Below are 26995 nucleotides of genomic sequence, written 5' to 3' on the forward strand. Positions count from 1 at the left end.
AGCCTCACCGTTCGACGATCGCCATGCGGCGGTTATAGATGTTCATCAGCAGCGACGTGACGACGCTGATGGCGAGATAGACAGCCATCGTGATCGCGATCACCTCGACCGCCTGCCCCGTCTGGTTGAGCACTGTGCCCATGAAGACCTGGACGAGATCGGGATAACCAATCGCGACCGCCAGCGAGGAATTCTTGACGAGATTGAGGTACTGGTTGGTCAGCGGCGGGATGATCACCCGCATCGCCTGCGGCACCACCACCAGCCGGAGAGTCGGGCTGGAATGAAGGCCAAGCGCGTAGGCGGCCTCGGTCTGTCCGCGAGAGACCGAGAGAATTCCGGCCCTGACGATTTCGGCAATGAACGCGGCCGTGTAAGTCGCCAGGCCGATCAAAAGCGCCACGAATTCAGGAAAGACCTGGATTCCGCCGGCGAAATTGAACCCGCGCAGCTCAGGGTAATTGAAGGTCAGCGGCTGCCCCATCAGGAAAAAGACCGCCAGAGGCAATCCGATGATGAGGCTGAGGGCGATGCGAACGACTGGATACTGCCGGCCGGTCGCCAGTTGCTGGCGGTGGGCCCAGCGGTGAAACAGGTAAGCGCCCGTGATCGCAACCGCGAGGCTGATCCAGACCCAGGCGAAACGTTCCCCGAACAACGGCTGAGGAATGAAGAGCCCGCGGCTGTTGAGATAGGTTCCTGCGCCGAGTTCGAGAGACTGCCGCGGACCCGGCAGCGGCTTCAGCACCGCGTTGTACCAGATGAACAGCTGCAGCAGCAGCGGGACGTTGCGGACGCATTCGACATAGACTGCGGCGAGTTTCGCGACGATCCAGTTCTGCGATAGCCGCGCCACGCCGATCGCGAAGCCGAGGATGGTGGCGAGGACGACGGCGATTGCGGCGACGAGCAGGGTGTTCAACAGTCCGACGAAGAATGCGTCGGCATAGGTAGACCCTGACGACGAAAATGGAATGAGCTTCTGGTTGACGTCGAACCCAGCCGGCTGACTGAGGAAGCCAAAGCCGGAGGCAATGCGTGCGGCGCGCAGATTCTCAATGGCGTTACTGGCCGCGCCATAGACGAGGAATGCCAGGACAGCGACCAGCACGAACTGGTAAATGAAGCCCCTGATCTTCGGATCGTTGATCAGGGACCCGCGTTTGGGTCCGGAAACGTCAGCGCTGGACACGGCCACTCCCCGATTTTATCGTCCGATGATCCGAAATTCGCGTCAAATTCATTATAATCCTGATTGCGAAAGAGCAGGAGAAGCACCGCAAACTCTTGGCCATATGCGCAAGAAGTCTGGTTCGGAACGCGTCGGCCGGGGATGCCACAGGACCGGCCTCACCTGCTTCTTCCCAGCCGGATAGGTCTTTGTTTCCAGCTGCTTGCATTCAATGCAGAAGCTGGCGCTTATTCCCGCCGTGGCCTTCTCTCAGAGCTTAGTGCTATCTCCGCCACTTTGATAACCGCCAGATGCTCCGCGCGCCTCTCGCTTCATCACCTTGATCTTCCTGGGCACGATCAGCGCCTACGGGATTTACCGACACGCACGGGCCGCGCCTGCGCCGGCAACTCCGGGTGGGGTTTTCCATATCAACGGCCCACTCCCTCTAGCCGAGGCAGCGGCGCAAGATCAGCGAAGCTAGCACTGCACCTCCGTGTGGCGAAGAATGCGTTTGCTTGACTGTAAACATTAACAGACTAACGAGCTTTGGCAATTTTGCATCCGCAGCAAGTCACATGCAATTCGATCCAACAATAGTCTAAGAGACTAGCAAGCAAGCAATCCATAGGCCTAACCAACAACGGGAAGGACCTGGCTGTGCTGGATCGCGTTCAGCGAACAACGGCGTCCGCCGGTTAGATCGATGGCAGCCGTGGAAATCGCACAGTGATTTGGAAAGCTGGCGGGCGATCTGGAGGACGAAGCCCATTACAGCTTAAGTCCTGAGCCATGAAACGATGGAATGAAGGCAGCCCTCAAGATCAGCGTCATTTTACCCGGAATCGAGGCCCATCGCTGAGGAAGCGCATGGCCGTACCATTGCCGTGTCCAAACGCCGGCACCCGGTAGTAACGGAAAAGCCTTGGCAGGAGCCTGCCAATTCAGGAATCACCTGGCGCTGGCGTCGGGCCAATTTCCACGCTGCCCTCAGGAAGGTTGCTCCGGCAGCTTGCCCGCCGGAGCCAAAATCAGCCACGAAGTTCAGGCGCTTGGGTCAAGCGTGGACACCTGACCGGGCCTTCGTCCATGCCCGATCAGCGCACTGGCGGCGCATACATCAACCCGCCCTTCGTCCACAGCGCATTCAAGCCGCGCTTGATCTTGAGTGGGGTCTTCTCACCCAGGTTGCGCTCGAAGACGTCGCCGTAGTTCCCGACATGCTTGACGATGCGCACGGCCCAATCCTTGGTCAGCCCGATGCCCTCGCCATAGTTGCCCTCCGTGCCGAGCAGGCGCTTCACTTCCGGGTTCTGCGACTGGAGCTGCTCGGTGACATTGGCCTGCGACACGCCAAGATCTTCGGCATTGACCATCGCGAAGAACGTCCAGTGCACGAGATCATACCACTGGTCGTCGCCATGGCGGACCGCCGCCGCGAAGGGCTCCTTCGAGATGATTTCCGGCAGGACGATGCTGTCGTCAGGCGCGACGAGCCGCAGACGCTCCGCGTAGAGCGCCGAGGCATCAGTGGTGAAGGCGTCGCAACGTCCGGAGTCATAGGCCTTCACGGCTTCCGACGAGGAGGCGAAAGCCACGACCTCATATTTGATGTTATGGGAGCGGAAGAAGTCCGCGAGGTTGAGCTCGGTGGTCGTGCCCTGCTGAACGCAGACCGAAGCGCCATTGAGTTCGAGCGCGGATTTCACGCCCAAGCCCTTGCGGACCATGAAACCCTGGCCGTCATAATAGTTGGTGGACGTAAAATTCAGGCCGAGCGATGTATCGCGCGACATGGTCCAAGTGGTGTTGCGGATGAGGACATCCACTTCACCAGACTGGAGCGCGGTGAAGCGATCCTTGGCCGACAAGGGTACGAATTTCACCTTGGTCGGATCATCGAAGATCGCAGCGGCGATCGCGCGGCACATGTCGACATCGAAGCCGGTCCATTCGCCCTTGTCATTCGGGACGCCGAAACCGGCGAGGCCGGTGTTCGAGCCACATTGCAGCACACCGCGTTGCTTGACCTGGTCCAGCGTCGCGGCTGCAGCCGAGGACATGGCAGTGGTGGCGCCAAGCGCAGCGATCCCCAGCGCCGTCGCGAGCGCCGTCAACTTTGATTTCATTGCTGTTCTCCTACTCTGGTTTCGCTTCCCCGCCAACAACGAACCTCTCTTGGCGCCTGCCAGTACCGGCCCCTCCGGCACCTGCAGTTCGATCCGGTCGGCACGAAACCTCAATAAATCTGCATCACATTCGAGATTAACGCGGCGGTCAAGAGCCGCATCATAGCGCTTTCGTGTGGCTTGACGGGGATGCCGTGCGCGGTGCAGTGAGCACGACACCTTTTTCACGAATGGTCGAAATCCTGGAGGCGCCGGCATGCGCAAGCTGACAGCAAGCGATATCGAAGGCTTGGGCGACGGCACGCGGATGGTGGTGGCCGGGCGCCACCCGGACGAGAATTTCGGTTTCGTGAATCCGCCCGTCGTGCACGGCTCGACGGTTCTCAGCCCCACCATGGCCGATCTCGTCGGCCATACCGGCCGCTACAGCTACGGGCGCCGGGGCTCCCCCACCATGGGCGCTCTCGAAGAGGCGCTCGTGGCACTCGAGGGCAAGGAAAGTGCCGGCGTCGTCCTCTGTCCCTCCGGTCTCGCCGCTGTAAGCACCGCCCTCCTTTCCTGCCTCAGGGCGGGCGATCACCTTTTGATGACTGACAGCGTCTACGGTCCGACTCGTAATTTCTGCGACGGTGTGCTGCGTCGATTCGGGGTGGAGACGACCTATTATGATCCGCTCGTCGGCGCGGATATCGCGAAATTGCTGAAGTCGAACACGCGGGCCGTCTTCACCGAATCGCCCGGCTCGCAGAGCTTCGAGATGCAGGACATTCCCGCGATCGCCGCGGTAGCCCATGCGCATGGTGCGATCGTCCTCACCGACAACACCTGGGCAACTCCCCTGTTCTATTCCGCGCACGAGAACGGCGCCGATATCGCGATCCAAGCCGCCACGAAATATCTCGGCGGCCATTCCGACGTGATGTGCGGATCGATCTCCGCCAATGCCGCCACGTGGCCTGCATTGAAGCGCACCTGGGGCGATCTTGGCGTCACGGTCGCGCCGGACGACGTGTTCCTGGTTCTACGGGGATTGCGCACGCTGCCGCTGCGCATGGCACGGCATCACCAGGCGGGACTGGAAATGGCGGGCTGGCTGGCGGGCCATCCGGAGGTCCAGCGTGTCCTTCATCCGGCGCTTCCGACCGATCCAGGCCATGCCCTCTTCACCCGGGACTATCGCGGTGCATCGGGCTTGTTCTCCATCGTGCTGAAACCGGGACCGGACGAGGCGGTCGCTGCCTTGCTCGACGGGCTTGCGCTGTTCGGCATGGGCTATTCGTGGGGGGGCTTCGAGAGCCTTGCCATTCCTTTCGACTGCGCGCCCCTGCGCACAGCGACCCGGTGGGCTCCAGGCGGGCCGGCGCTGCGCCTGCACATTGGCCTTGAGGACGTCGAGGATCTCAAGGCAGATCTGGGTGCGGGGCTGGAGCGGTTCGCGGCCGTTCGCGCGAAGGCCTGAGCGATGCTATTGCGGGGCCCCGCCCCTGCTTTTGGCGCGCCGCTTGTCGCGATTGATCAGCATGAGATTGCGCACATAGATGAATATGCTGAGCGCCTGCCCGAGGATGATCACTGGCTCGCGCTGGTGCAGGCCGTAAGCCAGGGTGATGAGTCCCCCGCCGATTGAAAAGAACCAGAAGGCGACAGGGATAACACTGCGTCCCTCCTTCTCGCTCACGAGCCACTGGACGATGAAGCGCGCCCCGAACAGCATCTGACCGAAGAGGCCGAGGACCAGCCAGAAGTCCAGCTTCTCGATGAAGACCTCATAGAGATAGCCGCCGACGGCCTGCGACAGGGAGATCAACATTATTCGGCTTCCTCGACCATCGGTATGCGTTTGCGCCGCACGATCAGCCAACGCACGCCCATGAGATCGACGATCCCCACCCAGAGGCGATCGAAGAACCCGTAATTGGACACGCCCGCAAAGCGCGGCCGGTCGACGACATCGACGAGGAGCACTTCGTAGCCGTCACGGCGGACCAGAGCGGGCATGAAGCGATGGAGCGCATCGAAATAGGGCAGCGCGAGATAGACATCTCGCCGGAAGAGCTTGAGACCACAACCCGTGTCGCGCGTGCCGTCCCGCAGCACGCGCGCTCGCACCGCATTGGCCACGCGGGACTGGAACTTCTTGAATCCGGTATCTTTGCGGCCGACGCGCTGGCCCTGTACCAGACCGGCCTTGGCGCCACCCGCCTGGAGTGCCGCCAGCATGGCGGGGATGAAGGCCGGATTGTTCTGGCCATCACCATCGAGCGTCACCACGATGGCCGCCACGGCAGCGCGCACCCCCGTGCGAACAGCCGCGCTCTGGCCACAGCTCGCCGCGTGGCGGAGCCGCCGGAGATGGGGACGCTCCGCGGCCAGCGCGGCGAGCTCGGTCGCCGTGCCGTCCGTCGACCCATCATCGACATAGATGATTTCGAAGGCGCCGAGGGGACGGCAGGCCGCTTCGATCTCCGCGACGAGAGGAGCAATATTGCCTGCTTCATTGCGCACGGGCACGACGACGCTCAGAAGCGGCACCGGCGCGTTCGCTTCTGGTTCGACGGCGACGCTGGAAGTCTCAGACATTCACGGCCCTTTTGGAGCGAGACGGAGGATCGGCTGGGATGGATGCGCGCCCACGCGTCCCGGGTCAATCCCGCCGGACGGCATAGACGTCGACAACGAGGCGCCGTCCCCCATTGATGTTGAATCCTGGCACGCTTGTGACGAGCGTGGGAGAAAGACCAAGGGCTGCGCTTGCCTGGGAGAACGCGTCGCGCTCGCGTGCCTCGATCAACGCCACGCGGCATCCCGGCGCGGTCAAGAAATGCGCGGCGCCTACACCGTCCGTCATCGCGAGATCCGTTCCGACGAGAAACACGAGGCTCGGCTCGCGATAGCCGGCCGTGACCACCGCCGGCGCCTCACAGCCAACTGCGGCAACAGCCTCCGCGAGACGCGGCGACAGCTTCAGGGCGCGCAGCAGCGGCTGCGCGAGGCCGAATACGGAGACGGACAGGGCAAGGGCGGCGATCAGGGAGACAAGCGCGCTGCCGACAACCCTGTCACGCAGGAAAAGGATCCAGGAGACAACCGCGATCACCACCGTCAGCACGAAGCCCGGGATCGCGGCATAAGGGAGGACACCATCGTAGGTCAGGCCGAAATAGCTGAGCCCGACCCCCAACCCCAGCGGAATGAGCGGAATGAGAAGTGTTGCGCTTTTTGCCAGGGGGCGATGCGGACCAACCGCTCCCGCGAAGATGGCACGCGCCGTGAGCGCCGCGATAGCCGCATAGAGCGGCAGCACATAGTGAGGCAGCTTTGTCGGCACCGCCTCGAAGACGAGCCAGGATGGCAGGATCCAGGCAAGGCAAAAGACCACCCATGGCTCGCGGCGGCTCCGCCAGACGAACGGAACGGCAATAGCTGTCAGCACGGCCGCCGGCCAGAACGTCCCAAAGAACGCGAGGAGATAGAAACCTGGCGGCGCTCCATGCTTCTCCTGTCCACTCGCCACCTTGCCGAGCATATCGTTGCCGATAGCTTCGCTGAAAAATGTGCCGCCGCTCTTGACCCAGATTGCTATGAACCATGGCGCGACGACCAGGGCGACAAGGAAAATGCCGAGCCCTGGCCGCAGCGCCGTCAGCCACCGGCCCGAGCGTTGATGGATGCAGAGGATGACTGTGGCGAGGCCGGCGATCATCGGTGTGATCGGCCCCTTCACCAGAATCGCGAGCGCTAAGGTGCCCCAGAAGGCGATCGCGCCGAGGAGGGAAAAGCGTTCCTGCGGCCGCAGGAACGCCATTGCCAGCCCCCCCATCACGGCAACCGAGCAGGCGGTGAGCACCGCATCTGTCTTGGCGAAACGCGCCTCGACCCCGAGCAGGATCGAGCAGGCCATGAAGGCACCTGCCAGAAATGCTTCGCGACGGGCGAGCCCCAGCATCAAGCCCGCCCAATAGGTCAGGACGACCGTGGCAAGAGCACCAAGCAGCGAGGGAATCCGGTAGAGCGCGATCGTGGTCCGAGCCTGCGGCACGCCGAGTGCCTCGGCGGAGGCGACGACCGTCCCCTGCAGCCAGTAGATGCCGACCGGCTTCTTGTGGCGTGCCTCGTCCTGGAAGCGGATATCGACGAAGTCGCCGCTTTCCAGCATCTGCTTCGTGGCCTGCGCGAAGCGCGGCTCGTCGCGGTCCATGGGCTGCAGGGAGGCAAACCCCGGCAGGAAAGCTGCGAAAGCGATCAGCAGCAGCAACGCGACCGCAATCCAATGACGGCTCTCGACGATCCCAAGAAAGCGGTTGCCGACAGGGACACCGCTTCCGACCGCGCCCCGTTCGAGCGCCTTGCTGTTCGTACCGTTCAGGGCAGCCATCCGCTTCCTGTATCTCGCTACATACGCTTGGCGGAACCACGGCGCCAGCCGCGAAAACGCCAGTCAGCCAACGCGGGACTTCCCCGGCGCCCCACCGGCAGTCCGTTCAGGACGACGATCCCGCCGTCCCGGTGAGGGTGTATTATCGGGGGCACGCCTCCGGCGCAATCGCACCGCTGCGTTCTATTGCCGTGGCGACGTCTTCACAACGGGCTAGGGCGATTCGCCGCGCTCCGTGCCATTCCCCGGGGCAAAGCTGCCCTCCGAGTGATGTCGCTTTCGAGGGCCTGTGCCAAGTTGCTCTCGGACCTGCCTTGGCCTGACGCGACAGGAAAGCTACACAAGGAATTGACTGTTCGCCCCTGTGTTTCGGACTCGAAAGGACCGCGCATGAAACCTGCCAAGCCTCTCCTCGCCGCCCTTGTCCTTGGCACCCTCGTCGGCCTCGTGCCGTTAGCGGGCTGCTCCAAGAAACGTCCGCCAGGCGTCCTGGAGGACACGACGGTGATTCCACCTCCACCATCGATGCAGGGGACTGCGCCCCGCGCTCCCTCGGGCGCACGTTGACCTGCAGAGAGGCAAGAAGTGGTCACGGCATCTGCCGTGACCCAGAGAAAATCTTATATCAATACTTTCTATGACGAGACTCGCCAACTATATAAGAAAATATGAGCCAGAATCCTCGATAAAAGTTACGATTTATAAATATTCATAAGAATGTCTAAACAACAAAAAAGCAACATACTGAACGAAACCATGGATAAGTCCTTTACACCCCTCCCGCTGGTGGAAATTCGCTGCTAGGTTTTTGCCAAGCCTCGACCATTGGAGGGATTTCCACATGAGGATGTTCAAGTCATCTTGCGTCGCGCTTGCCGTTGTTGCCGCTGGAGGCGCCTCGGCGCTGGCAGCGGATTTGCCCAGCAGGACGGTCGTGCCGGTCGCTCCGGTCGTTGTTGTTCCCCTGTTCACGTGGACAGGCTTCTATGCTGGCATTAACGCCGGCTATGGCGGCGGTACCAATGACAACCACGATCGCTATGATCCGTATACAGGCGTTCTCTACGGCGACGATTCATCGAATGGCGGCTTCATCGGTGGCGGCCAGATCGGGTACAACTATCAGTTCGGGCAGTTTGTCGCCGGCGTCGAAGCCGATATTCAGTATGCGGATCTTGGATCTTCTCGCAATAACAACGATTGGGCCTATTCGTACGCCGCTTATTACTACGGCCAGGGCAACGCTGGCTGGCCCTATTACGGCCCGAACGGCCGCGATAACTCGGTGGAATGGTTTGGAACTGTGCGTGCGAGGCTCGGCGTAGCTTTTGACCGGGTCCTTGTTTACGCGACTGGCGGTTTCGCCTATGGCGGCGGCGATAACAAGCACAACGACGGCTACTATGGCGGCCAAGAGGCGGCCTTCGGCTATCCCTGGTATTACGGCGGACGCCGCGGCAGCAGCAACTCAGGTGGATGGGTTGTCGGCGGCGGCCTTGAATATGCCTTCACGGACAGCCTGACGGCCAAGCTCGAGGGCCTGTATGTCAACCTGGGCAGCGATAAGAATAACGATGGTGATTATCTCTACGCGTATAATTATGCCAATCCTGCCGTCTACCCCTATTACTATGGGACGCAGCGTAAAAATGACAGGGAATTCGGCGTCGTCAGGGCGGGATTGAATTATAAGTTCAACGGACTTTGGTAGGATTTATCTTTAATATTATTGTTATATTGCAATTCTTCATTTTCTGAAAACTAAGTCTAATTCCTTTTTACCTTCAATACAATATTTTTATTTATCATATTGCAAACACACGCACACAAAGCCGGCGGCCTATCCGCCGGCTTTCTTGCCCGGAGATGCAAGACTGGGCCGCGTCCCTTGGAAACGCGTCCGCCGAAACGATCCTCGCTATTCACAGCTTGGCCGACTTCCCCCGCAAAACGCCGATCGGTCGGTTGCGCCCCGCATCGTGCAACATTCTTTTATGGGATGCCTCTTCGAGCCCAAGCGCGACTGGAAAGAAAAAACCATGCAAAAACAATGGCTTTGAATTCGCCATCCTGTCGAGTCCGCCCTTTTCTTGAGGCCGCCCCGGCGTCCGGGACCACGGGATAGTACTTTAGTCTAATAGACTGAAAGTTGCACTGTTTGCCACATTATTTTTGCGAGGCGGGGAACCTTTGGGCTTCGCGATAATGCTAGGTTTGAATGAGATTTGGGGGAGAAAGTCTCATGTACAATGCCTTGGACAAACATAATATATCCATAAGACCCAGCTTGGACGTCTACCTGCCGTGGGAAGGTAATATTGTCCATATCGGCAATGTTAACGATGCAATTGTAGTCGTGCAGAAGCTTATTGAGCACGAGCCTGACCCATGTTGGGCGCAGATCCTCAGCAGTTTACTTGCCGCCGATTCCGTGGAAGCCGCGAAAGTCGCGCGGCGCGACCTCCGTACGGAGTTCCTCCTTCGAGGAATGATGTTGCCAGAAGACGCCGACGCGCCCGTGTCTCCGCTTCCAAAAGCGAGACCCTGGTGGCGGGGCGTTATCGACAAGTCGCATCAGCTGGAAATCGAGCTTCCGCATCCTTTGCACGCCTGAGCAGAACTCAGGCATGCATTTATCCGGGACAAGCAAGCGCTTCCCGGATTTCGTCATTGAATCCGGTCGAAATCGAACTCCTGTCCCACTTCGTCACAAAGACGATGCGGACTGTGGGTTTTGTGTTTCATGCTGCTTCCGTGCTACCGCGGTCGCGACAGGAAAACAGATCGAGAAGGAGTCGCTATGACGAACGAAGCGATTGAGCGCGTGGCGCGCGCTTTGTGCGAGGCTGAGGGACAGGATCCCGACAAGCTTCTCGGCACTGGCTTGACGGAAACCATCCAGGTTGGTGACAGCACGACGGAGGTTCCGAAGACCAAGCCCAATTGGAGCGTTTTTGAGAAGGATGCACGGAAATTCCTCGCAGCCCTTGAAGCCGCTGCGGCGACTGAGGTCGCTCACTAGTTTCCCGAGGCGAGGGCCGCATCCCTGCAGGCCCTCGTCGCGCCGGATGTTCAGTTCCCCGGAAAAATCTTGCCCGGGTTGAGGATCCCGAGCGGGTCATAGAGCCGCTTGATGCCCTGCATCAGATGGTAGGCGGCTGGATCCGTATGCTTGGCCAAGCGGCCGGCGAGTGAGCGCCCGATACCATGTTCGGCGCTGATGCTCCCGTCGAATCGGTCAACCACCTCGAATACACAGTCATTCACGGCCACGGCAGCCTTCTCGAAGGCCAGCCGGTCAGTGAAGCTGCCGTGCGGAAAAAGCGCGATGACATGGATATTGCCGTCTCCGACGTGCCCCACGAACAGCGGACGCACTGAGGGGAAGCGGGCACTCAGCGCGGTCGAGATCCCGGCCAGGAAGGCCGGCACGTCAGCGGTCGCCACGGAGGTATCATGGGAGACATTTGGACCCGCACGCCGGTTGGCCTCAGACACGGCGAAGCGCAGATGCCAGATCGCCTTGGCCTGAGCCGCGTTCTGCGCGATCACGGCATCCAGCACGAGGTTCCTCTCGAGGGCCTCGCCGAGCGCCGCCGTCAGCATTTCAGCGAGTGAGGCTTCCTCGCCGCTATCGCTCGCCTCGATGAAGACATACCACGGCGCCCTTGTCTCAACAGGAAGGCGCAAAGCGCCGTCGTTGTCGAGCACGAGGTCCATCTCGCCGTCGCACATCAATTCGAAGCTGGAGATGCGGCCGGCGAGGTGCTGCCGGAGCAAGGACAGGAGATCCACCGCCGTCTGCGGGCTTGGCATTGCGCAGAACGCGCTGGCACTTGCTGTCGGCCGCGGGAAGAGCTTGAGCGCGGCTGCGGTTATCACCGCAAGCGTCCCTTCGGAACCGATCAGCAGATTCCGCAGGTCATAGCCGGTGTTGTTCTTGGCCAAGCGTTTGAGGCCATGCACAGGGGTGCCGTCGGCCAGCACATAATCGAGCCCAAGGACGAGCTCACGCGTAGTACCATAGCGGATCACATTGATCCCGCCCGCATTGGTGGCGACGATGCCGCCGATCTGGCAACTGCCTTCGCTGCCGAGGCTCATCGGGAAAAGCCGCTCGGCATCGGCCGCCGCCCGTTGCACATCGGCAAGGATAGCGCCAGCCTCCACCACCATCGTATTGCCGGCCGTATCGATATCAAGGATGCGGTTGAGCCGTCCGAGCGCCAGCACGATCCCCGTGCCGCTTTCGTCAGGCGTCGCACCACCCGCTAATCCCGTGTGGCCGCCCTGCGGGAAGACCCGCGTACGTGTCTCGTTGGCCCAGCGCAGAATCGCTGAAACCTGCTCCACGCTGCGCGGACGCAAAACCGCCTCGGCTCGGCCGACATAACGCCCCCGCCAGTCGGCGAGATAGGGCGTCATGTCATCCTCGGTCACCAGGATAGCGGCGGGATCGAGCGCATCAGCCAGGGCGCCGAGCTTCTTCAAGCTCATCACACCACCCCTGCATCGACGATGTAGTTCTGACCCGTGCACATGCGGGCGGCATCAGACGCGAGGAACAGGACCATGGCGGCGATATCCTCGGGCAGGATCTCACCTTTAAGCGCCTGCCGCTCCTGCGCCCTGGCGAGGCGTTCAGGAGTGGCGGCGGCGCGCTGGCGTTCCGTCATCACCCATCCAGGAGTGACGGCATTGACGCGGATGCCATCACCGCCGAGTTCCCGCGCGAGTGAGCGCGTGAAGCCGACCACAGCGGATTTTGCCGTGGTATAGGCGATGATGCCCGGTGCGCCCTGCATCCAGGAGGTCGAACTGAGGTTGATCACCGCCCCACCGCGCCCTGCTCGCATGCCGGGCACAACAGCCTGCGTCACGAACATCATGTGCCGGAGGTTCACTGCTAGCCGGTCATCCCAGTAGGCCAGTGTAACGTCATCGAAGCGGTGCCGCTCATCATGGCCCGCGTTGTTGACGAGGATCGAGAAGGGTCCGAGCTTTGTGGCGAGCGTGTCGATGGCCGCGCATGTCGCCGCGATGTCACGCAGGTCGACAGCGGCGAAGGCCGTCGCGGCGCCCTCCCCGGCAAGCTTGTCGGCCAGCGCTTGGCCACGGCTAGCGTCGATATCGAGGAAGCCGACATGCGCGCCCTGCGCAGCAAAGGCTTCCACGACGGCGCGACCGATACCGTCTGCGCCTCCGGTGACGAGCACGGGCTTGGCCGCGAGGTCGGAATATTTCGCTTGGCTCATGATGCTATCCCGCAAAGGCATGCGCTGGCAGCCCCGGTACGTCGACCGGCAACGCAAACAGCCCACCGGAGAAGGGTGCGTCCGTCAGCACGCGGGATGGCAGGCGGATACGTGCGGACGTGATGAACAGCGTTTTCAAATCGCCCCCGCCGAAGGCGACGCTGGTCGGTCGCGGCACGGGCAGGCGCACCTCGCGATCGAGCGTGCCGTCCGGCGCGAAACGCCTGACGCACCAACCATCCCAGATAGCGCACCAGACATAGCCTTCGATATCCACGGCGAGGCCATCGGGGCGCCCCTCCTCCTTGTCGACGGACGCGAAGATGCGGCGTTCGCCAACGGTGCCGGTCTCGACATCGAAGGCATAGGAGTAGATGCGGCCCGCCGAGTCGGCGAAATAGAGCGTGCGGCCGTCAGGGCTCCAGTCCAGCCCGTTGGCCACGGTGAAGCCCGTATCGGCCCGCTGCCAGGAGAGATCCGGCCCGATAGCGTAGAGCGCGCCCGCGGCGCGGCTTGCGTCGAGGCGCATGGTGCCAGCCCACATGCGCCCCCGCGCATCGCATTTGCCGTCGTTGAAGCGGTTGTCAGGAATATCGGCTTCAGGATCGACAAGCCGCGTCAGGCGGCCGCTCGCGAAATCGAAGGCTTCGAGGCCATCCTGCGTCAAGGCCACGAGACCACCGTCATGGCGCGGCGCGACCGCACTGATGAGGCGCGGCATCACGACTTCCTCGTTGCTCCGGGTCGCCGGATCAAAGCGGTAGACGGCGGGCGCGAGGATATCGACCCAGTAAAGGCGCTGCTCCCGCGTTGACCACACGGGCCCCTCCGCGAGATGCGCCCCCCAGGGGAGCACGCATTCCACATCCGCGTCGGCGACCCGCCCGGGCCGGACGTAAGAGGTGATGTTGAGCTGAGAGGCACCGACGTTCCCGGAAATCTGGCGGGCAGCCGCCATCAGATCGCGCCCCGTGACATGCAGGCGATCGTTGGAGAGGCGGGAACTCGGCCCGAAAACGCCGAGGGCGGCCACGGCCTTGCCCGTGTGGTCGAAGACCGGCGCGGCCACCGAGGAGACCCCGGGCACATGCTCAGCGAGCGAGATGGCATAGCCGCGAGCGCGGGACAAGGCGAGGTCGGCGACGAGCGCTCCCTCATCGGTGATCGTACGCTCGGAATAGCGATCAAGCGTCATGCCATCGAGCAGTGCGCGCTGCTCGTGCGGGGCGGCGAAGGCAAGCAGCGCCTTGCCGCCGGCCGTGCAATGCAGCGGGGCCCGGCGGCCAATCTCGATGCGGAAGCCGAAAGCCCCGCCGCGCGAACGCTGATCGATATAGAGCACCTCACCATTATCAATGGCGCAGACCGCCACCGTTTCGCGGGTCTCATCGGCCAGCCGCTCGAGCATAGGCCCGGCGACGCCACGGAGGTCAAAGGATTCCCATACCCGGTGCGCCAGCTCGAACAGCCGGTGGCCGAGCCGGTAGGTGTTGTCGCTATCTTCGTGCCGTACCAGACGGAACAGCACCAGCGTATTGAGCATGCGGGCAAGCGTGCCCTTCGGCAGTTTGGTTGCCGCCTGCAGATCCTTGAAGCGCGGCGGCGAGGGATACTCCCCGATGACGTCGAGGAGATAGAGGCCCTTGGCGAGCGCCGCGGCGCCCGTCGGAACATCGCGCTCCTCAGGCGTCAGGACGCGCGCGTCTTGGTCCATGTCTGTGCCGCCTCGCCGATCATGCGATCGATCGTCCATGCCGGTCGAAATCCTAATAGGTCGCGAATCTTGCTGTTGGAGGTGTGATAGTAGACACCCGCCCCGGGCAGATCGACGGTATGCAGCGGAAGGCCGGTGACGGCGGCCATCTGCGGCAGGGCGTCGGCGAAGTCAACGGGCTCTGTGGCGCCCAGATTGAAGGCCTCGCCCACCGCCTTGTCATGGTCTAGTCCGAGCAGGATGCCGGCCACCATGTCGCGCGTGTCGGTGATATGCATCTTGAACGGACGGCCGTTCTCGTTGCGTGACAGTACGAGCGCCTCGCGACCATCGTCCACACGCTTCAAGGCCTCCACGGCCGCTCGGTTGCCGAAGGCTTCCTGCTGCCGGATCTTCGGATGGAGGAAGAAGCGCGGCCCGGAGAAGAAGCTCGCGGGATCCAGGAGCTCGCTCGCGTCCTGGGTGTGCGAGAAGCGCAGGATGACGGAGGGGATGCCGGCCGTGCGCTCGGTGAAGCGCACGAGATCCTCGCCCAGAAGTTTTGTGAGCCCGTAAGGCGAACGCGGCTTGAGCGGATGTTTCTCGTCAATCGGCTGATAGTCCGGCACATTCTCTGGGTAAACTTCGCCCGACGAGGCAAAGACGATGCGGCCGACCTTGGCGGCGACGGCAGCTTCCAGAATGACCCGTGTCCCATCCACATTGGCGCGGTGCAGCTTGTCGGCGTCCGCCGCCAGCCACGACATGAAGGCACCAAGGTGAAGGATCGCGGTCGCGCCTTCGAGCGCGCGCCTCGCCGCGTCGCGATCGTCAAACGGACCGACCACTTCCCGATAGTTCTGATACACGAGCCCGAGCGGCCGCAGATCGAAACCCGCAACCTGCTCACCGCGATCGATGAGCGCTTGCACCACCTTGGAGCCAATGCGGCCGGCACTGCCGGTAACGACGATGGTCATGATTGTCCTCTAGTCTGCCAAATGACAGTTGTCTTGCACGCACTGATGACCCGAGGAATAGCGCCTCACCACCGCTCGCCCGAGCCTGATCATCAGCGTCCCCTCTCCCCGGCGGGGAGAAGGACAGGATGAGGGGCATCGAGAGGGGAAATATCCCCTCGCCCGGACGCTGCGCGTCCGATCTCTCCCGCCGGGAAGAGGTGACCGCCGCCTCGAAAAGGTCTTCCCCTCACCGCACCGCGCGGCCGGTTTCGGCGTCGAACACATGCAGGCGTGCCGGATCGAACCCGAGCTGGACCGGCCGGCCAAGGGCGATGTCGCCCGCGTTGATCAGGCGCGCAATCTGCGCATCCCCCCGCTCGTCATCGACCCCCGCCGCGCGCGCGATGTCGGTGCGATTGGCCTCGGGAATGTCACAATAGACATATTTCTCGCTGCCTAGGCTTTCGACGAGCCGCGGGCTCACCGTGAACGTGACCGGGCTGTTGCCTTCCGTGATATGCTCAGGCCTCAGGCCAAGAATAACCTCGCGGCCATCAAGGGGCTTCAGGCGTTCGGCCGGCAACGTCAGTTTCACGTCCTGCCCATAGAGCGAGACCGTCCCTGCTCCGCTGCCGAGCTTCAGCTTCGACTTGAGGAAGTTCATGCCCGGTGACCCGATAAAGCCGGCGACGAACAGATTCGCCGGGTTCGCGAACATCTCATCCGGCGCGGCGATCTGCTGAATTTCGCCATCGCGCATGATGACGATGCGATCAGCCATCGTCATCGCCTCGATCTGGTCATGCGTCACATAGATCGTGGTGACGCCGAGCCGCTTGTGCAGGGCGCTGATCTCGGCGCGCATATGCACCCGGAGCTTGGCATCGAGGTTGGACAGAGGCTCATCCATCAGGAAGGCCTGCGGCTCACGCACGATGGCGCGCCCGAGCGCCACGCGCTGGCGCTGGCCGCCCGAGAGCGCCCGCGGCCTACGTTCGAGCAGGTGCTCGACGCCGAGAATACGGGCCGCTTCCTTGACGCGCCGATCGATCTCGGCGGCCGGAGTTCCCCGCATCTTCAGGCCGAAGCCCATGTTCTTGGCCACGGTAAGATGTGGATAAAGCGCATAATTCTGGAACACCATGGCGATGTCACGATCACCAGGCGCCAGATCCGTCACCTCCCGGTCGCCGATGAGCACGCGACCTGAGGTCGCCTCCTCCAGGCCGGCGAGGATTTTCAACATGGTCGACTTGCCACAGCCGGAGGGGCCGACGAAGACCACGAATTCACCGTCGGCGATGTCGAGATTGAAATCCTTCAGGACCGCGAGCGGACCATAGGATTTCGTGACGTGTTCGATACGGATTCCCGCCATGCGTGTTTCACGGCCTCACTTTTCGGCGCCAGCGGTCAGCCCGCCGACGAGGTAGCGCTCAAGGAACAGGTAGATGACGATGATCGGCAGGGCGACGAGTACCGCTGCGGCCGAAATCTGGTTCCAGTTGGTGATGTACTCGCCCTTCATGGTCGTGATGCCTAGATTGGCCGTCCAGTTGGTCTGCGAGTTGGTCAGGAAGGTGCGGGCATAGGCATAGTCCGACCACGACAGCACGAAACCGTAGAGAGCGGTTGCGGCGAGCCCGGGTGTCGCGACCGGCAGGATCACGCGGAACATGGCGCCGAGCGGCGAGCAGCCGTCGACCATGGCCGCCTGTTCAAGCTCACGCGGAATGGTGTCAAAATAGCCCTTCAGCATCCAGGTGCTGAAGGGAACGATCAGCGTCGCATGGGCGAGAATGATCGACCACAAGCTGCCGATCAGACCGAGCTGCCGGAAGATGCCGAACAACGGAATGACGAGCAGGGTCGCCGGCAGCATCTTCGCCGTCAGGATGAACAGGCCGAGCGAGGGCCCGCCCCTCAACCGGAAGCGTGACAGCGAATAGCCGGCAAAGACGGAGACGAACATCGAAATGCCGACCGAACCGAGTGCCGCGAGGATCGAGTTACCGAGCCACAGCGGGATGGGCCGCTCTTCCATGATCTGCCTGAAGATGCCCCACTGGGGCACCTCCGGCCAGAACTTCGGCGGCAGATGATGCAGTGAGTCCGCCGGCGAAAGCGCCGTCACCACCAGCCAGTAGATGGGGAACAGAAGCACCCCGCAGGTGAGGACGACACCGAGATAGAGAAGAGCCTGACGGCTGGGACGTGTGCGCATCGCGGTGCCTCCTCAATAGATCGATTCAGCCGAGCGCCCGACCATCAGGCGGCTGGCGATGACGCAGAGGATGAGGGTGACGACGCCGACCGCCGAGGCATAGCCCATCTTGAAGAAGCTGAAGGCCTGCTCGTAGGTCATGATCGACAGGGTCTGCGTCGCCTTCAGCGGGCCGCCGCCGGTGAGCACGTAGATGATGGAGAAATCGCGGAACACCCACAGGATGGTCAGCACCATGGTGACGCCGAGCACCGGCATCAGACAGGGCAAGGTGATGTTGATGAAGCGCTGCCAGCCATTGGCGCCGTCGACGCGGGCGGCGTTGTAGAAATCCTCCGGAATGGATTGGAGACCAGCCAGCGTCATGATCGACACGAACGGATAGCCCTTCCACACCATGGTCACCGCCACCGCCGCGAAGGCCGCGGTCGGGTCCGAGAACCAGTTGATGGTCGTGTTGACGAGGCCGAGCTTGATGAAAAACCAGTTCATCAGGCCGAAGGAGGAATCGAAGATCCAGGCGAAGATGACGACTGCGACGATCTCCGGCACAGCCCAGGGCAGCGCCACGAACAGCCGTGCGATCGCCCGGCCCCGGAACTTGTTGTTCACGAGCAGCCCCGTCCCTACACCCAGCACGAAGCAGGCGATCGTGACGACGACGATGAGCTTGAAGGTCACCCAACAGGCCATCCAGAACTCGGGCGACGTGAACAGCCGCTCGTAGTTGATCGTCGTGAAGGGACGGCGCGGAGCGCCGAGCCTCACGAGACCGACGTTCTGGAAGGACATGTCGACCGAGACGAACAACGGATAGATGATGATCAGCGCGATCAGCACCACCGCCGGCGCCAGCAGCAGGTAGCCGAGCCAATGGCGGCGGCTCGGCCGGGCCAAGTCGAGACCGAACCTGCGGCGCGATGGAGCAGAGCTCGGCGTGAAGGGCGGCGCGATGGTGGGGTGCTGGTTCATTGGCGCTCCAAGCTTTGGCGGGCCCACATGAAAGCGGTATCGCCGGCGACGAAGGTCTGCTTGACCCAGAGTGGGACGGCCCCATCGAAGGGCGCGCGGATCGGCGTCTCGCCGTCGAAGGCGGCAACCTCGCCCTCAGCGTACGCAACGAAGTCGCCAGGCCGGCTGAGAAGGCGGACGCCGGCGGTCTCGACGGCCTGCGCCTCCTCGACCGTGATCAGCCGCCGCGGGGACGGGTCTCGCCAAACGATGAGCGAGGCTGCGGTCTCATCGGAGATCAGGCCATGGACGGCGAGCAGCTTCGCGATGGTCGAAAGGGCGACATCGGCGCTGGACCGCGCGAAAAACAGGCCGCATTCGACCGTCAGGCCTATAGCGTTTCCACCGGGGTCGCTGAATTGATTGTAGTTGGTCAGGGTCGGGCTGTGGACGCTGCCCTTGTTGAAGACAAAGCGCGTATGGGGCTGCCCGATGCGGTCGGCGAGCGCGGCCGCACGCGAGCCGGGCTTCAGCACGAAATAAGGGGTCGCCTCATAGGGCGTGGCATGGAGGTCGAGCAGCACGTCAGCGCTGGCGACCAGCGGCCGTAGCTGCCGGGCGCGATCGAGCTCGACGGAACGACGATCGCTGTCGAGGATCGCGTCGTCCCATAGCCGATTGAAATCATCCTCGATGAAGCGAATGCCGTAGGGATCCACGCCATTGGTCGCGGCATGGGCGGCCACGTTGCAGATGGCGAGAGACAAACGGCCGATCTCCGGACGAATGCCCCGTTCGAGCAAGGTGATCACCGCCTCAAGCCCACCCGGCTCGTTGCCGTGGGCAAGGGACGTCACCAGCACATGCGGACCGGCCCGGCCGCTGTCGAAAGTGAATGCGTAGGGAATCCCGCCCTCACCTTTCGCGAAGGGGCTGAGATCCCGACGCGGGATGCCGGTGTGACGACGTTCTTCTTCGATCCGCGCGCTGACTGCCGTCGCGCGGTCGCGCAATACGGCCAAATCCTCGCGCGCTGAATCTTGTGCGATGGTTGGGCTCTCAGCGGTCATGGTGGTCCGGATCGATGTTCAGGGCTTTGGTTTGGTCGCTGTTCGATGTCTAGCGGTCATCTGCGGAAGGGGCAGCGCCTGTTCCCCCACCCCTTACCCCCTCCCAACAAGGGGGAGGGGGACGGCAGCGTTGCGGATAAATCCGACACCATGCCGTGCACTGGGGAAAGAGGCGCGCCGCCAACCGATGCCCCTCCCCTTGTGGGGAGCGGTAAGGGGTAGGGCGCTACGCCCTCACTTCATGGCCTCGGCCTTGGCCTGCATCGTCTTGGCGACCTGGGCAGGGTCGAGGTCCTGAATGATCATGCGCTGGGATTCCTCCATGATCATCTTGGCGAACTCGTTGAACTGGATTTCCAGCCCAACTGGAATACGGTCGACACCAGCCTTCGCGGCCGCTTGCTGCGTCTCGATCAGCAGATCGAAATGCGGGGTCGTCTTCTTGGCCTCGGTCACATCGGCGCGGGGGCTGGGCGGCGTTGAATTAGCCAACGTGGCAAAGCTCGACTGGAACTGATCGGAGGTCGCAATCGCGATGAAATCCCATGCGAGCTGTTGGTTCTCCTCCGAAACCTCGCTCGCGATGCCGAGCACGTTAGATGTGCCGCCGAGCGGTGGGTTGAACGGCGGGGCGGCGAGCTTCAGGTTCGGGCGCACCTCGGGCTTGGCCTTTTCGATGATCGGGTAGAGCCACGGGCCATCGATCCGGATCGCTATGCGGCCATCCGCGAAGAGCTGGCGAATTTCGCCGGCCGACAGGTCGCGCGGCGTGAGATTGTCCTTGATGACCGTCTTCCAGCGCCGCAGCCCCTCGATCATTTCAGGCGTGTCGATGGTGACGTTGCCCTTGGCATCGGTGAAGGCGGCCTTGGCGTCGAGGAGATAGCTGATCATCTCGGCGAGATATTGCCCGCCACCGCCTTTCGTCTCATGGCCGGTTCCGAACTGGTCCATGATTCCGTCGCCGTTGGTGTCCTTTGTTGTCTTGCGAACGACTTCGATGAACTCGTCCCAGTTCTTCGGCAGGCTAACGCCCGCCTTCTTAAGAAGATCCTCGTTATACGCCATGAGCCCACCGTAGTAGAGCATCATGATACAGACAGTTTCGCCCTGCCACTGGCACTTTTCCTGGCCAGCCCAGTTGTTGAGATCGAGCTTCGACTTCTTGATGAAAGGGTCAAGGTCGGCCAGCCAGCCGTTGTCAGCAAATTTCTGGAACTCGAACGACGCCAGATGCACAATATCCGGCGGTGTGCCGCCGGCGAAGAGGGTCGTCATCGTGTCGGCGAAGGCGCCGCGCTCGACCTTCGTCCATTCGATCTTGACGCCAGGGTGCTTGGCCTCGAATTCCTTGATGACCGAGGCCCACCAGTCACCGACGCCGCGCTCGTCCTTCTGCCACGAGACAAATTTGAGCACCTTATCGGCGGCAAAAGCCTGGCTCATGAAAGGCTGCCCGGTCAGGACTTGGCCGGCTCCCGCCATCAGAGCTGTCGCAGCAACGGCGCCGACGGCCCAACGTTTCATCCAATTGAATGTCATTCTATATCCCTCCCGAAATTTATGGCTTCAACGAAGGGGGCCGTTTCCGGCCACCCGGATTGGACAATGCGTGTGAGCGGATGGCAGCGATGCGGCCCGCCGCGTCAATGCTTCTGCAGCAGCTTGAGCGCTTCCTCAGAGGGCTTGACGCCAAGCCCTGTTCCGGTCGGCAGGCTATAGAGGCCGGACGCGCAGTCCATGTCGCTCTCGATCAGACGCCGGTTCGGTTCGAAAACCGAATGCTGGTACTCGTGACACTCGACCACGGTCAGCGCCGAACTCGCATGGAGGCTCGCCGCCATAAACAGGCCGATGCCGATGGTGGCATGCGGAATGACCTTGAGATGATGCGCCTCGGCATAACGGCCGATGCGCATGAACTCGGTGATCCCCGTATGGCCCATCTCCGGCTGGATGATACCACAGGCGCGGCGTGCGACACGCGGCACGAGATCGAAGACCGTCCGCCACTCCTCGCCGGCCGCCACCGTCGCCGAAACGGACTTCGCGACATGGGCGAGCCCGTCAACATCCTCGGGCCTCACAGGCGCTTCGGCGAACCACAGTCCGTGCGGCTCCATCGCCCGGATCAGGGCAACCGCTTCCTCCGCGGTGTGGACCCAGTGCATGTCGCAGGCGATGCGCGCCTTCGGCCCGAGGCGGCCACGCAGGCTCTCCATCTCCGCAACCACGCCATCGTCGGCGACCGGCGCGGCAAATTTGAAGCTGTCGAAGCCCCTGCCCTGCCATTCTGCCGCGAAATCCGCGCGCTCGGCCAGGGTTCGCTTGGGGAGCCCGGACACGTAAGCCGGCAAACGATCATGCCTCTGCCCGCCGAGCATCTTGACGATGGGCAGGCCGGCGAGCTGGCCCGAGAGATCCCACAACGCGATATCGATCGCGGCCAGGGCATCGAGATAGAAGCCGCCCGTATAGCCCCTCACCCGCATGAGATCGTAGAGATCTTCGTGGATCACCACCACGTCGTGGGGATCGCGTCCGACCACGAAGGGCCCGAGCAGGTCCGAGATCAGGGCGATGACGGCACCAGGCGCGACGATGCCGTAGGTCTCGCCCCAACCGACCGCCCCGTCGCGGGTCTCGATGCGCACGACCACCGTCCGGTCGGCGGTCGGATAGACCGTGCGGTTGCCGAGCCGCACGATGTAGCCTTTCTCGTTCACGCGTTCGCCGGGGCGAAGCGCCCCGAGATAGGGTGTGTCCCGCGGGATAGTGATCGAGAAGACCTCGACCTTCGCGACTTGATCAGGCTTATGCCCGGCCAGTTGTTCAGCCACGCGCGCCCTCCCCGGTCAGAAGGTCCCGCGCCAAGTCGAGCCAGGCGTCGATCTCCGCCACATCATAATCGTCGAAGGAGAGAAGCTTGGCCCGCACGACGTCGTTGTCCATGACGCCGCGACGGCTGAGCACATGCTTGGTGAAGCGCATGCGGTAATTGGCCTGGATCACCAGCAGCGGCAACGTACGCATGTAGAGCTCGCGCGCCTTGGCGATATCGCCGGCCCGGAAGGCGCGGTCGAGCGCGACATGGACGTCGGTGATCTCGACGGCCGGCATGGCCGCGCAGGCGCCGCGCTGGTATTCATCGATGATGTAGCGCGCCCCCCCGCCCCCGATCACGCCCCTGAGATGGGCCGGCTTGCCCTTCAGTATCGCGGAGATCGGCGGCCCTGAGGGCAGCGTCTCTTCCTTGACATAGGTGATGGAAGGATTACCCGCCACGATGGCGTGAATGGTCTCGGCATTAAGGTCCGAGCCCCGTGGCGCGGGCGCATTCTGGAGGACGATGCTGAGTTCCGGGACGGCTTCCGCAATGGCGCGGTAGAACCCACCGACAGCCTCAGCCCCCACGCCGACGCTCTTTGGCGCCTGGATCATGGCCGTGGTGACGCCGGCGGCCACCGCATCCCGTGAATGGGCGATCGCCTCTTCCGCACTCGGCGCGCTCGCCCCCGCGATTACCGGCACACGGCCCGCAACGCGCGCCACGACCGTGCGCAGCAGCGTGGCCCGCTCGTCAGCGGTCAGATCGTCGACCTCGCTCGCGAAGCCCGGAAAGACCAAACCATTGGCACCGCAGGCGAGCGCGAAATCGACGATGCGCTCCATCGCCTGAAGATCGACAGCCCCATCGCGACGGAACGGCGTGGGCAGGACGGGCAGGATGCCGGTGAGCGATAGGCCTTGGAGCAATCGATCCTCCTGTTTGATCCATACTATGGATCTCATGTTTTTCATCGTGGACCTTATGCGGAACGCCTGTTACCGTCAAGCGGTCTGCGGCGGCGCCCCGGACCCTTGCCAGCTTCACGCAATCTCGGCCGATCCCGATCCATGTCATTTTCCTCGCCAGCTCCAGATGAGGCCGGTCGCGCAAGCCAGCCGGCCGGGCCTTCGGTCCCGCCCGACAGTCACGACCAGGAGCGGCTGGGAATCCTCCAGACCTTCGTTGCGGTCGCGGCAGGCGTCGGGAACAATTTCTTCTTCAAACTGCTCGCGATGCTACCCGTCTCGGAAATCATCGCGCTGCGCTCGGGTGCGGCCCTGCTGGTCATCCTGCCGCTGATTGCCTGGCGCGCCCGGCGTCAGCCGCCGAGGCCATCACCCTTCACACTCGCGGTGCTTGTGCGCGCGGCATGCGAGGCCACCGCCACCGCCTGCCTCATCTTTGCAGTGACTCGTATGCCGCTTGCTCTGGTCACCGCCGTATTGATGACCATACCGATCATGACGGCGCTGATCGGCCGCTTCGTGCTCCATGAAGCGACGCCTGCAACGGCCTGGGTCGCGATCGGGTTTGGGCTAGCCGGTACCCTGCTGCTGCTTCGCCCCGGTCTCGATGCCTCGCCGGCGGGCCTCGCCATGGTGACGCTCAGCGCGCTCGCCTTTGCGCTGCGCGATGTGCTGACGCGCTCCATGCCGCGCAATTATGGCTCGCTACGTATGACCGCCATGGCCAATGCGGCCACGCTCCTGCTGGGGCTCACCCTCTCACTGGGAAGCAGTTGGAAGCCCATCAACATCGGCGACATCGGCATTCTCGCCGCGGCCGTGGCGCTTTACATCGCGAGCAATGTTCTGATCGCGCAGGGGATCCGCAATGCACGGCTCGCGATAACAAGCCCTTTGCGCTACACGAGCGTTCCGCTGGCGCTTGTGCTCGATATTGTGGTTCTGGGCATCATGCCTGACGCGCTCGCGCTCGCCGGGACAGCCCTCATCATTGCGAGCGGGCTCGCCATGCCCCTCATGGCGGCGCGGCACAGATAGTCCGGCCGATCGGGTGGATGGGAATCACCCGCTGCCGACGGCGGTCATCCCGGGACGAGCGTCAGCTCGGGCCCGGGATCCAGAACCGATGCGGATCGTGAGTGCCGTCAGTCCTTGCGCAAGGGACCTTCGTGCTGAAGCGGCGGTGTTCCCGGATCCCGAACAACAGCTTTGTCGTTTCCGGATGGCACAGCGGTCCCCGAGCTTCCAATCCCACCAAAAGTGACGATCAGAGGTCGATCCCGACTTCAAGCGGAGGCGAAGCCGCGTTTGCGCAACAACGCCGCCGGATCGGGATCGCGGCCCCGGAATGCCCGGTAGGCAGCCTCCGGCGCCTGCCGGTAACCGGCCGCATAGACGTGATCCTTCAATCGTTGTGCGACAGTAGGGTCGAACACGCTCCCGACCTCCTCGAAGGTGCCGAAGCCGTCCGCGTCGAGCACCTCTGACCAGAGATAGCTGTAGTATGCTGCCGAGTAGCCATCGCCGGCGAAGACATGGGTGAAATGCGTGGGCCGGTGGCGCATGACAATGGCGTCGGGCATGCCGATCCGCGCGAGCGATGCTTTTTCGAAAGCCGTAACATCGAGGTTGTCAGCGGACGCGAGGCTGTGGAAATCGAGATCGACCAAGGCCGACGAGACATATTCGACCGTCGCGAAGCCCTGGCCGAAGTTCCGGCTTGCGAGAATGCGCGCGATCAAGGCGTCCGGCATCGGCTCCCCCGTGCGATAATGAAGGGCGAAACGCTTCAGGACCTCCGGCTGCTCCAGCCAATGTTCGTAAAGCTGCGAGGGAAACTCCACGAAATCCCGGGCCACATTCGTGCCGGCGATCATGGGATAATCGACGTTCGAAAGCAGCCCGTGAAGCGCGTGGCCGAATTCGTGGAACAGCGTGCGGGCGTCATCGAAGGAGAGCAGGGTTGGCTCGCCATCCCGCGCCTTGGCGAAATTCATCACATTGACGATGATGGGTTTAACCTCACCGTCAAATTTCTCCTGGGTGCGATAAGAGCTCATCCATGCACCGCTGCGCTTGGAAGCCCGGCCGAAATAGTCGCCCAGGAATAGCCCGACGACCTCGCCGGCCGCGTTTTTGGCTTCGAAGGCACGGACATCCCGGTGATAAAGGCTGAGATCGAGGCGCTCGGCGAAGGTCAGGCCGAAGAGCTTCCTCGCCACATAGAAGGCCGCGTCGATGATGGTGTCGAGCTGGAGATAGGGTTTGATCTCGCCCTCGTCGAGATCGAATTCCGCCTTGCGCACCTGCTCCGCATAATAGCGCCAGTCCCAGGGCTGCAGTGGTCCGTTGACGCCATCAGTCACCATACGCGTCTCAAGAGCGGCGCGTTCGGCATCCGCCTGCCGCAAGGCTGGCGTCCAAACCGACTGGAGCAGCGCGAGCGCGGCAGCGGGGGTCTTCGCCATGGAATCGTCGAGTCGAAAATCCGCAAAAGTTGGAAAGCCGAGAAGCCGCGCACGCTCAGCGCGCAGCGCCACCGTTTCCGCAATAAGGGAGCGGTTGTCGGTCTTGCCCGTCTCCCCCCTGGCGATCCAGGCCTTGAAGGCCTGCTCGCGCAGGTCGCGCCTTGCGGAGAACATCAGGAAAGGCTCGACGCTGGAGCGCGAGAGCGTGATTACATGCTGCCCGTCATGGCCGCGCTCCCGGGCCGCCTCCGCCGCGGCGTCCCGCAGGAACTCCGGCAGGCCAGCGAGATCTTCCTCGCCCTTCAGCACCAGGCTGTAGGACGCCTCATCAGCGAGAACGTTCTGGGCGAATTGGGTGCCCAATAGCGCAAGGCGTTTGGCGATCTCGCCCAGACGCTCCTTGGAGGCCGCCTCGAGCCCGGCCCCTGCCCTCACGAAAGCCTTGCGATAGCGGTCGAGTACCTGCGCCTGTTCTACAGACGTCACCCCCTCACCGCTTGCTGCCACGGCTTCCACGCGCGTGAAGAGGGCGGCATTCTGGTAAACCGCGTTGCGGTGGCCGGCGAGTACCGGGGAAATGGTGCGATCGATAGCCTCCAACGCCTTGTTCGTATGCGCGCCTGTGAGATTGTAGAAGACGGCGGCCACCCGCGTGAGACTGCGGCCGCTGCGCTCCAGCGCCGCGATCGTGTTGTCAAAGTCCGCTTGCGCCGGATTGCGGGCTATCCGATCGATCTCCGCGTCGTGCTCAGCGAGCGCCGCGTGAAAGGCCGGCTCGAAATGCTCCGGCTTGATACGCGCGAAAGGTGGCACGCCAAATGGCGTTTCCCATGTTTCCAGCAAGGGATTGGCGCCATGCTGCACACGCGGGGAATCAGTCAGGCGATCGACCATGAAATTCT

22 protein-coding genes are annotated in these 26995 nt (G+C 62.7%); 5 read left to right on the forward strand and 17 right to left on the reverse strand.

Features of this window, described 5'->3' with window-relative positions; genetic code table 11:
• Positions 1–4: 4 nt before the first annotated feature.
• Together KIO76_RS19750 and KIO76_RS19755 are read right to left on the reverse strand one after the other, a co-directional pair.
• Positions 5–1198 carry an amino acid ABC transporter permease gene (locus KIO76_RS19750; RefSeq protein ID WP_502761864.1) on the reverse strand — a complete coding sequence of 398 codons (1194 nt, stop codon included), beginning with the start codon at positions 1196–1198 and terminating at the stop codon, positions 5–7.
• 1070 nt (positions 1199–2268) lie between these two features.
• Positions 2269–3300, reverse strand: a complete 1032-nt coding sequence (locus KIO76_RS19755; protein ID WP_213324848.1) for an amino acid ABC transporter substrate-binding protein — start codon at positions 3298–3300, stop codon at positions 2269–2271.
• Between the two features lie 256 nt (positions 3301–3556).
• Here KIO76_RS19755 and metC point away from each other — a divergent pair, with 256 nt between their 5' ends.
• On the forward strand, positions 3557–4759 hold the full coding sequence (gene metC / locus KIO76_RS19760; protein ID WP_213324850.1) for a cystathionine beta-lyase: 1203 nt from the start codon (positions 3557–3559) through the stop codon (positions 4757–4759).
• A 6-nt stretch (positions 4760–4765) separates the two neighbouring features.
• Here metC and KIO76_RS19765 read toward each other — a convergent pair whose 3' ends face one another.
• The 3 genes from KIO76_RS19765 to KIO76_RS19775 form a co-directional block, all read right to left on the reverse strand.
• On the reverse strand, positions 4766–5110 hold the full coding sequence (locus KIO76_RS19765; RefSeq protein ID WP_213324851.1) for a lipid-A-disaccharide synthase N-terminal domain-containing protein: 345 nt from the start codon (positions 5108–5110) through the stop codon (positions 4766–4768).
• Entirely contained in the window at positions 5110–5880 is a 771-nt protein-coding gene (locus tag KIO76_RS19770; RefSeq protein WP_213324854.1) for a glycosyltransferase family 2 protein, read from the reverse strand. Before KIO76_RS19770 ends, KIO76_RS19765 begins: the two co-directional genes overlap by 1 nt.
• A gap of 64 nt (positions 5881–5944) precedes the next feature.
• A complete protein-coding gene (locus KIO76_RS19775; RefSeq protein WP_213324856.1) occupies positions 5945–7675 on the reverse strand; it encodes an ArnT family glycosyltransferase in 1731 nt (576 codons plus the stop codon).
• 841 nt (positions 7676–8516) lie between these two features.
• Here KIO76_RS19775 and KIO76_RS19780 point away from each other — a divergent pair.
• The 3 genes from KIO76_RS19780 to KIO76_RS19790 all read left to right on the forward strand — a co-directional run bounded on the left by KIO76_RS19780 (position 8517) and on the right by KIO76_RS19790 (position 10697).
• Positions 8517–9386, forward strand: coding sequence for an outer membrane protein (locus KIO76_RS19780; protein WP_213324857.1), 870 nt, complete (start codon positions 8517–8519; stop codon positions 9384–9386).
• 531 nt (positions 9387–9917) lie between these two features.
• Positions 9918–10289 (forward strand): hypothetical protein, encoded by a 372-nt coding sequence (locus KIO76_RS19785; protein ID WP_213324858.1) that lies wholly within the window; start codon positions 9918–9920, stop codon positions 10287–10289.
• 186 nt (positions 10290–10475) lie between these two features.
• On the forward strand, positions 10476–10697 hold the full coding sequence (locus KIO76_RS19790) for a hypothetical protein (RefSeq protein WP_213324860.1): 222 nt from the start codon (positions 10476–10478) through the stop codon (positions 10695–10697).
• A 50-nt stretch (positions 10698–10747) separates the two neighbouring features.
• Here the strand turns inward: KIO76_RS19790 and KIO76_RS19795 are convergent, their stop codons facing one another.
• The 11 genes from KIO76_RS19795 to KIO76_RS19845 form a co-directional block, all read right to left on the reverse strand.
• A complete protein-coding gene (locus KIO76_RS19795) occupies positions 10748–12172 on the reverse strand; it encodes an FAD-binding oxidoreductase (protein WP_213324861.1) in 1425 nt (474 codons plus the stop codon).
• The gene (locus KIO76_RS19800; RefSeq protein WP_213324862.1) at positions 12172–12930 is read right to left on the reverse strand and encodes an SDR family NAD(P)-dependent oxidoreductase; all 759 of its coding nucleotides are present in this window, start codon (positions 12928–12930) and stop codon (positions 12172–12174) included. Before KIO76_RS19800 ends, KIO76_RS19795 begins: the two co-directional genes overlap by 1 nt.
• A 4-nt stretch (positions 12931–12934) precedes the next feature.
• The gene (locus tag KIO76_RS19805; RefSeq protein WP_213324863.1) at positions 12935–14644 is read right to left on the reverse strand and encodes an SMP-30/gluconolactonase/LRE family protein; all 1710 of its coding nucleotides are present in this window, start codon (positions 14642–14644) and stop codon (positions 12935–12937) included.
• Positions 14620–15603: an NAD-dependent epimerase/dehydratase family protein gene (locus KIO76_RS19810; protein WP_213324865.1), complete on the reverse strand. Its 984-nt coding sequence runs from the start codon at positions 15601–15603 to the stop codon at positions 14620–14622. Before KIO76_RS19810 ends, KIO76_RS19805 begins: the two co-directional genes overlap by 25 nt.
• A 229-nt stretch (positions 15604–15832) precedes the next feature.
• Positions 15833–16963: an ABC transporter ATP-binding protein gene (locus tag KIO76_RS19815; RefSeq protein WP_213324866.1), complete on the reverse strand. Its 1131-nt coding sequence runs from the start codon at positions 16961–16963 to the stop codon at positions 15833–15835.
• Positions 16964–16978: 15 nt separating this feature from the next.
• Positions 16979–17809, reverse strand: coding sequence for a carbohydrate ABC transporter permease (locus tag KIO76_RS19820; RefSeq protein ID WP_213324867.1), 831 nt, complete (start codon positions 17807–17809; stop codon positions 16979–16981).
• A 12-nt stretch (positions 17810–17821) separates the two neighbouring features.
• The gene (locus KIO76_RS19825) at positions 17822–18781 is read right to left on the reverse strand and encodes a carbohydrate ABC transporter permease (protein ID WP_213324868.1); all 960 of its coding nucleotides are present in this window, start codon (positions 18779–18781) and stop codon (positions 17822–17824) included.
• The gene (locus tag KIO76_RS19830; protein ID WP_213324869.1) at positions 18778–19830 is read right to left on the reverse strand and encodes a M14 family metallopeptidase; all 1053 of its coding nucleotides are present in this window, start codon (positions 19828–19830) and stop codon (positions 18778–18780) included. Before KIO76_RS19830 ends, KIO76_RS19825 begins: the two co-directional genes overlap by 4 nt.
• Positions 19831–20064: 234 nt before the next feature.
• Positions 20065–21315 (reverse strand): ABC transporter substrate-binding protein, encoded by a 1251-nt coding sequence (locus KIO76_RS19835; protein ID WP_213325360.1) that lies wholly within the window; start codon positions 21313–21315, stop codon positions 20065–20067.
• Between the two features lie 161 nt (positions 21316–21476).
• Complete coding sequence (locus tag KIO76_RS19840) at positions 21477–22670, reverse strand: mandelate racemase/muconate lactonizing enzyme family protein (RefSeq protein ID WP_291977358.1); 1194 nt, start codon at positions 22668–22670, stop codon at positions 21477–21479.
• Positions 22663–23622, reverse strand: a complete 960-nt coding sequence (locus KIO76_RS19845; RefSeq protein ID WP_213324871.1) for a dihydrodipicolinate synthase family protein — start codon at positions 23620–23622, stop codon at positions 22663–22665. The genes KIO76_RS19840 and KIO76_RS19845 overlap by 8 nt, the downstream gene beginning before the upstream one ends.
• A gap of 105 nt (positions 23623–23727) precedes the next feature.
• Between KIO76_RS19845 and KIO76_RS19850 the strand changes: the two genes are divergently transcribed.
• Complete coding sequence (locus KIO76_RS19850) at positions 23728–24663, forward strand: DMT family transporter (protein WP_213324873.1); 936 nt, start codon at positions 23728–23730, stop codon at positions 24661–24663.
• Positions 24664–24911: 248 nt separating this feature from the next.
• Here the strand turns inward: KIO76_RS19850 and KIO76_RS19855 are convergent, their stop codons facing one another.
• Positions 24912–26987, reverse strand: a complete 2076-nt coding sequence (locus tag KIO76_RS19855) for a M3 family metallopeptidase (RefSeq protein ID WP_213324875.1) — start codon at positions 26985–26987, stop codon at positions 24912–24914.
• Positions 26988–26995 lie beyond the last annotated feature (8 nt).

This window comes from Chelatococcus sp. YT9, assembly GCF_018398315.1.
Taxonomy (GTDB): domain Bacteria; phylum Pseudomonadota; class Alphaproteobacteria; order Rhizobiales; family Beijerinckiaceae; genus Chelatococcus.